This is a genomic window from Sphingomonas sp. (assembly GCF_031380695.1).
Taxonomy (GTDB): domain Bacteria; phylum Pseudomonadota; class Alphaproteobacteria; order Sphingomonadales; family Sphingomonadaceae; genus Sphingomicrobium.
On record NZ_JANMWY010000105.1, the window covers coordinates 1 to 6,827 of the forward strand.

At 67.5% G+C, this 6,827-nt stretch carries 6 protein-coding genes, 1 tRNA gene and 1 pseudogene; all 8 read left to right on the forward strand.

Annotated features, from left to right (window positions below):
- The first annotated feature begins 167 nt into the window (after window positions 1-167).
- The 8 genes and pseudogenes from thiL to RMN84_RS03995 all read left to right on the forward strand — a co-directional run bounded on the left by thiL (window position 168) and on the right by RMN84_RS03995 (window position 6,590).
- Entirely contained in the window at window positions 168-1,100 is a 933-nt protein-coding gene (gene thiL, locus RMN84_RS03960) for a thiamine-phosphate kinase (protein WP_309610907.1), read from the forward strand.
- Between the two features lie 196 nt (window positions 1,101-1,296).
- A pseudogene (locus RMN84_RS03965) lies at window positions 1,297-3,405 on the forward strand (sodium-translocating pyrophosphatase).
- 75 nt (window positions 3,406-3,480) lie between these two features.
- Window positions 3,481-4,452 carry a quinone oxidoreductase gene (locus tag RMN84_RS03970; protein ID WP_309610908.1) on the forward strand — a complete coding sequence of 324 codons (972 nt, stop codon included), beginning with the start codon at window positions 3,481-3,483 and terminating at the stop codon, window positions 4,450-4,452.
- Between the two features lie 81 nt (window positions 4,453-4,533).
- Window positions 4,534-4,779, forward strand: coding sequence for a translation initiation factor IF-1 (gene infA / locus RMN84_RS03975; RefSeq protein WP_293940024.1), 246 nt, complete (start codon window positions 4,534-4,536; stop codon window positions 4,777-4,779).
- Window positions 4,779-5,351: a Maf family nucleotide pyrophosphatase gene (locus tag RMN84_RS03980; protein WP_309610909.1), complete on the forward strand. Its 573-nt coding sequence runs from the start codon at window positions 4,779-4,781 to the stop codon at window positions 5,349-5,351. The genes infA and RMN84_RS03980 overlap by 1 nt, the downstream gene beginning before the upstream one ends.
- A complete protein-coding gene (locus RMN84_RS03985; protein WP_309610910.1) occupies window positions 5,344-6,312 on the forward strand; it encodes a ribonuclease in 969 nt (322 codons plus the stop codon). The genes RMN84_RS03980 and RMN84_RS03985 overlap by 8 nt, the downstream gene beginning before the upstream one ends.
- The gene (locus tag RMN84_RS03990) at window positions 6,296-6,475 is read left to right on the forward strand and encodes a DNA gyrase inhibitor YacG (RefSeq protein WP_309610911.1); all 180 of its coding nucleotides are present in this window, start codon (window positions 6,296-6,298) and stop codon (window positions 6,473-6,475) included. Before RMN84_RS03985 ends, RMN84_RS03990 begins: the two co-directional genes overlap by 17 nt.
- A gap of 39 nt (window positions 6,476-6,514) precedes the next feature.
- A tRNA-Phe gene (locus RMN84_RS03995) sits at window positions 6,515-6,590 on the forward strand.
- Window positions 6,591-6,827: the final 237 nt, after the last annotated feature.

Below are 6,827 nucleotides of genomic sequence, written 5' to 3' on the forward strand. Positions count from 1 at the left end.
CCCGTTTGCCGCCGCCATGCAATCGTGATCGGCTCGGTCGGCACCCACGCAGGTTTCGGCTTCGAACCAAATGCCAGCGTCATCCCGGGCTTGACCCGGGACCTGCCTTTCTGTCGGGATAAGGAGGCGGGCCCCGGATCAAGTCCGGGGTGACAAGAAAGGGGCGCATGACCGGCGAACTGGAATTCATTGCGGGGTTGCGGGCGCTGGCGACGGCGGGGGCGGCGCGCGGGTTTGATGATGACGTCGCGCTGCTCGGCGATCTGGTGCTGACTCACGACATGATTGCCGAGGGGGTGCATTATCTGCCCGGCGACCCGGCGGAGTCGGTGGCGGCGAAGCTGGTCGCGGTGACGCTGTCCGATCTCGCGGCGAAGGGGGCGGTGCCGATCGGGGTGCTGCTCGGCTATTGTCTCTGCGACGGTGCCTGGGACCGGGCGTTCGTCGGGGGGTTGCGGGCGGCGTTGGCGGAGTATGATTGCGCGCTGCTGGGCGGCGACACGATTGCCCTGCCGCACGGCGCGCCGCGTGTGCTCGGGCTGACCGCGATAGGGCGAGCCGGCGCGCGCGTGCCGGATCGGGCGGGCGGACGGGCGGGCGACGGGCTGTGGCTGGTCGGGACGCTGGGCGACAGTGCGGCGGGGCTGGCGGTGTTGCTTGCGGACGCGACGGCGAGCGGGCCGCTGGTCGAGGCGTATCGGCGGCCGCGCGCCATGATCGCCGAGGGGCGAGCGCTGGCACCGCAGGCGTCGGCGATGATGGATGTGTCGGACGGGTTGCTGATCGATGCCGGACGGATGGCGGCGGCGAGCAAGGTCGGGATGGCGGTCGACCTGGCCGCGCTGCCCTTGTCGGCGGCGTTCATCGCGCAGCGGGGAAACGATCGGGCGGCGCGACTGTTCGCGGCGACGGGGGGCGACGATTATGCGCTGCTCGCCGCGCTGCCGCCCGGCACGGAGGCGATGGTAAGGAAATCTTTACCTTCGGGCGCGCAACTGGTGCGGATCGGTGAGCTGGTCGCGGGCGCGGGGATTGCGCTTCACGATGCGGGCGCGCCGGTCGAGCCGCCGGAGTCGCCTGGTTATGAGCATCACGCTTGATCTTCGCCGCATCGCGATTGCGCTGAGCGGGCTTGTCTGCGGCATGGGCGGGGCGTTACTGCTGTTCCGCTAGAGGGTTCGTCGACGCTCAGCGCAAGGCGTCTTGCCACCGTCACTTCCTCCCCTTAGAAACCGCGCCAAATCCGGACCGCCGTTCGTGCGGCCGGGCACGCGTCCTTGGGGGGATTTTCCTGACATGAACCTGCTTCTCGTCGCTATCGTCTGCGGTTTCATCGCCTTGCTGTACGGGCTGTTCACCAGCCAGCAGGTGCTGCGCGCCTCGCCCGGCAATGCCCGCATGGTCGAGGTCGCCGCGGCGATCCAGGAAGGCGCCGGGGCCTATCTGCGCCGCCAGTACACTACCATCGCCGGTGTCGGCGTCGTCGTGGCGGTGCTGGTGTTCCTGTTCCTGGGGCAGTTGTCGGCGGTCGGATTCGTGCTTGGGGCCGTCCTGTCGGGCGCGACCGGGTTCATCGGCATGAACATTTCGGTCCGCGCCAACGTCCGCACCGCGCAAGCCGCGTCGGAAGGACTGCAGCAGGGCCTGACGATGGCGTTCCGTGCCGGGGCCATCACCGGCATGCTGGTCGCCGGACTCGCGCTGCTCGCGATTGCCTGTTTCTTCTATTACCTGATTGGCCCGGGTGGCCATCAGCCGAACGACCGCGTCGTGGTCCAGGCGCTGGTCGCGCTGGCGTTCGGCGCGTCGCTGATCTCGATCTTTGCGCGCCTGGGTGGCGGCATCTTCACCACGGCGGCCGACGTCGGCGCCGACCTGGTCGGCAAGGTCGAGGCCGGAAGTCCCGAGGACGACCCCCGCAACCCGGCGGTCATCGCCGACAACGTCGGCGACAATGTCGGCGACTGCGCCGGCATGGCGGCCGATCTGTTCGAAACCTATGTCGTCACCGTCGGTGCGACGATGGTGCTGACCGCGCTGCTGGTGAAGACGGCCGGGGCGGCGACGCTGCTCAGCCTGATGAGTCTGCCGCTGCTCATCGGCGGCGTGTGCATCGTCACCTCGATCATCGGCACCTATTTCGTGCGTCTGGGTGGCGGCACCAACATCATGGGCGCGATGTACAAGGGCTTCCTGGTCACTGCGATCCTGTCCGCCGTCGCGATCTAATTCGCGACGGCCTATTCGCTGGGCGACATGAACGCGGCAATCGACGCGAACGGCACGACGATCAGCGGCATGAGCCTCTACTGGTGCATGCTGCTCGGGCTGGTCATCACCGGGCTGATCATCTGGATTACCGAATATTATACCGGGACCAACTATCGTCCGGTCCGCTCGATCGCCAAGGCGTCCGAGACGGGGCATGGCACCAACGTCATCCAGGGACTGGCGATCAGTCTGGAATCGACCGCGTTGCCGACGCTCGTCATCTGCGCCGGGATCATCGTCGCGTTCAAGCTGGCGGGGCTGATGGGGATTGCCTTCGCGGCGACGTCGATGCTGGCGCTGGCCGGCATGGTGGTCGCGCTCGACGCCTATGGGCCAGTGACCGACAATGCCGGCGGCATCGCCGAAATGGCCGGGCTCGACGACAGCGTGCGGGCCAAGACCGACGCGCTCGACGCAGTCGGCAACACGACCAAGGCGGTGACCAAGGGCTATGCGATCGGATCGGCCGGGCTGGCCGCGCTGGTGCTGTTCGCGGCCTTCACCACCGACCTCGACGAGTTTTTCCCCAACCTGACGGTCGATTTCAGCCTGAAGTGCCCGTATGTCATCGTCGGGCTGCTGCTCGGTGCGCTGCTGCCCTATCTGTTCGGGGCGATGGGCATGACCGCCGTCGGTCGGGCGGCCGGCGATGTGGTCAAGGACGTGCGCGAGCAGTTCCGCACCAACCCCGGGATCATGGATGGCTCGTCGCGGCCCGACTATGCCCGCACGGTCGACTTGGTCACCAAGGCGGCGATCAAGGAAATGATCGTGCCCTCGCTGCTGCCGGTGCTGGCGCCGATCCTGGTCTATTTCGTCGTCACTGCGGTGGCTGGGCAGGCCGAGGGCTTTGCGGCGCTCGGCGCGTTGTTGCTCGGCGTGATCGTGTCGGGCCTGTTCGTCGCCATCTCGATGACCTCGGGCGGCGGCGCGTGGGACAATGCCAAGAAGTATATCGAAGACGGCAATCACGGCGGCAAGGGCAGCGAGGCTCACAAGGCCGCAGTGACGGGCGACACGGTCGGCGATCCGTACAAGGATACGGCGGGGCCGGCGGTCAATCCGATGATCAAGATCACCAACATCGTCGCGTTGCTGCTGCTGGCGGCACTGTCGGCGCATAGCGGCGGCTGATCGTCCTCATCTCGACTTGAAAACGGCCCCGCCCGACCCACGTCGCGGCGTGGCCTTTTTGTTTGGAGCCAAGCCATGACCCACGCCATCAGAGTCTATCAGCCCGGCGGTGCCGAGGTAATGCGGTGGGAAGAGGTTGCGGTCGGTGCCCCGGGGCCGGGCGACGTGCGTCTGCGGCAGGCTGTGGTCGGGCTCAACTATATCGATGTCTATCATCGCACCGGCCTTTATCCGTTGCCGCTGCCGTTCACGCCGGGGCTCGAGGGTGCCGGCGTGGTCGAATCGGTCGGGGAGGGGGTTACCGATTTCAGCCCCGGCGATCGGGTCGCCTATGCCAGCGCGATCGGTGGCTATGCCGAGGTGCGCACTATTGCGGCGGCAAGCCTGGTCCACCTGCCCGACGCGATCGACTTCGACACGGCGGCGGCGATGATGCTGCAGGGCATGACGGTCGACATGCTGATCAACCGCGTGCGGCCGTTGCAGGCGGGCGAGACCATCCTGATCCATGCCGCCGCTGGCGGGGTCGGGCTGATCCTGTGCCAGTGGGCGAAGGCGTTGGGGGCGACGGTGATTGGCACGGTGTCGAGCGACGCCAAGGCGGAACTGGCGCAGGCGCACGGCTGCGACCATGCGATCGTCACCGCGCGGCAGGACTTCGTCGCCGAGGTCGTGCGGCTGACCGATGGCGCGAAGCTGCCGGTGGTTTATGATTCGGTTGGGCGCGACACGTTCGCCAAGTCGCTCGATTGCCTGGCGCGACGCGGCCTGCTGGTCAGCTTCGGTCAGGCGTCGGGCCCGGTCGAGTCTTTCTCGCCAGCGATGCTCGTGCAGAAGGGGTCGCTGTTCCTGACGCGGCCGTCCCTATTCGACTATGTCGCCACTCGCGCCGAGCTGGAGCAGTCGGCGGCGGCGCTGTTCGAGGTCGTCGCTTCCGGCAAGGTGAAGATCGAGATCGGGCAGCGCTTCGCCCTAGCCGATGCGGCCGAAGCCCACCGCGCGCTGGAGTCGCGTGCGACCACCGGGTCGACCATCCTCACCGTATGAGCGCCCGTCTTTCCTTTGGCGCGCTTCGCCGCTAGAGGGACGCGCGACTTTTTCACCCTGACAGCATGCCGAAGGATTTGAATGGCCAAGGAAGAACTTCTCGAAATGCGCGGCCGTATTGCCGAGCTGCTGCCCAACGCGATGTTCCGCGTGACGCTCGAGAACGGCCATGAGGTGCTCGGCCACACCGCCGGCAAGATGCGCAAGAACCGCATCCGCGTGCTGACCGGCGACGAAGTGCTGGTCGAACTCACCCCCTATGACCTTACCAAGGGTCGCATCACCTATCGCTTCATGCCCGGCCGCGAGCGCCCGCCCGGCTACTGATGAAACTGGTCCTCGCTTCGGCGAGTCCACGCCGACTGGACCTGCTCGCGCGCATCGGCGTGGTGCCGGACGCGGTCGACCCCGCCGATCTCGACGAGAGTGTCGCCAAGGGCGAACTGCCGCGCGTCCATGCGCTGCGGTTGGCGTGCGCGAAGGCGGCGGCGGTAGCGGTGCGCCATCCGGACGCGCTGGTGCTGGCGGCCGACACGGTGGTCGCGGTCGGGCGGCGGATCCTGCCCAAGGTCGAGGATGAAGCGACGCTGCGGCAGTGCCTGGCGCTGCTGTCGGGGCGGCGGCACCGCGTGCTGACCGGGGTGGCAGTGGCGCTGCCCGGCGGCGAGCTGCGGTCGCGCGTGGTCGAGACGATGATCGCGATGAAGCGGCTGTCGGTTGAGGAGATTGATTTTTACGCCGGGCATGGCGAATGGCGCGGCAAGGCCGGAGGCTATGCCTTGCAGGGCTATGGCGAAGTTTATGTGCGGCACATGGCGGGGAGCTATTCCAACGTCGTCGGGCTGCCGCTGGGCGAGACACGGCACTTGCTGAAGAGTGCGGGATTTCCACTTGCCTGAGTGGCTCGTCGAAGCGGGTATTGGTGAAACCCGCGCGGCGCTGGTTGCGGATGGCGAGATCGTCGAGGCGCGGATTGAGATCGAGGGGAGCGTGTCGGCCGGGACGGTGCTGGCGGCGCGGCTGACGTCGATCGGTCAGGCCGGGCGCAATGCGGTCGCGAGCGCCGACGGAGTCGAATATCTCCTGGCGGTGGCTCCGCGCGTCACGCAAGGGGCGGCACTGGCGATCGAAGTGACGCGGGCGGCTTTCCCGGGCGTCGAGCCGTGGAAGCGGCCGTTGGCGCGGGTGAGCGAGGCGGTGCCGGGCGCGCCGCCGTCGCTTGCCGAGCGGCTCCTGGGGCGGACGCTGGGCTTTCCCACGCCACACGATGCACTGGAGGAAGGGGGCTGGTCGAGGCTGATCGAGGAAGCGCGGTCTGGCATCGTCGAGTTCGGCGGCGGGGCGCTGCGCCTGTCGCCGACCCCGGCGATGACCCTGATCGATGTCGATGGCGTGCTGCCGTCGGAGGAGCTGGCGCTGGCCGGGGTGCGGGCGGCGGCCAGGACGATCCGTCGGCTCGCGATCGGTGGATCGATCGGGATCGACCTGCCTACGGTGCGGAGCAAGGCGGCGCGGATGGCGCAGGCCGAGGCGATCGATGCGCTGTTGCCGCAGCCGTATGAGCGAACGGCGGTCAATGGCTTCGGCTTCGTCCAGATCGTGCGGCCGCGGACCGGGCCATCGCTGATCGAACTGGCGCAGGACCGGGCCGGTTTCGAAGCGCGCGCTCTGCTGCGGCGGGCGGCACGGTCGACCGGGGCGATCCGGCTGGTCGCGTATCCGGCGCTGGTCGAGCGGCTCGAGGCTGGTCAAGACAAATTTGGCTGGATCGAGCGGCTGGCGCGGCAGGTCGGCGGCGCGGTGAGCTTGCGCGGCGACCCTTTGCTCGCCATGTCGGGGGCCTATGCCGAACCGGTCTAAGCCGTGCCCGTTGTGCCGCAAACCCTCCGTGGCCGACCATGTGCCTTTCTGCTCGCGCGGGTGCAAGGACCGCGACATGCTGCAGTGGCTGGGTGACGGCTATCGCATTCCGGGGAGGCCCGACGATCCTGAGACACTGGACAGTGGCGGGGACGGCAGTTAGGGACCGCCTCGCCCGCGCGGACAGCGTTCGCATGGCCGGGCCCAGGTAGCTCAGTTGGTAGAGCATGCGACTGAAAATCGCAGTGTCGGCGGTTCGATCCCGTCCCTGGGCACCATTCTTTCCAATAGCTTAGGACTCGTGCGCGGCGTCAAGCCGCAGTGTGTTTGTGTAAATCCAGTGTAACGACGTTCAACTCTTCTGCCCCGAGCGCCAGCCTTTGCTCCAGCTTGTCCATGTCCGTCCGCTCTTTCCGTTATCGTGCTATGTCGAACGTCGAGACTTTAGACAGCGGCTTGGACCAAAAACCGAGCTAAGGTATAGCTCCAGTTGGCGCTTCTTGCGGGGGATGCCC

Excerpts from the sequence above, each read along its gene's own strand:
- thiL (WP_309610907.1), top strand. The coding sequence starts at position 168 with ATGACCGGCGAACTGGAATTCATTGCGGGGTTGCGGGCGCTGGCGACG.
- RMN84_RS03970 (WP_309610908.1), top strand. The coding sequence starts at position 3,481 with ATGACCCACGCCATCAGAGTCTATCAGCCCGGCGGTGCCGAGGTAATG.
- infA (WP_293940024.1), top strand. The coding sequence starts at position 4,534 with ATGGCCAAGGAAGAACTTCTCGAAATGCGCGGCCGTATTGCCGAGCTG.
- RMN84_RS03980 (WP_309610909.1), top strand. The coding sequence starts at position 4,779 with ATGAAACTGGTCCTCGCTTCGGCGAGTCCACGCCGACTGGACCTGCTC.
- RMN84_RS03990 (WP_309610911.1), top strand. The coding sequence starts at position 6,296 with ATGCCGAACCGGTCTAAGCCGTGCCCGTTGTGCCGCAAACCCTCCGTG.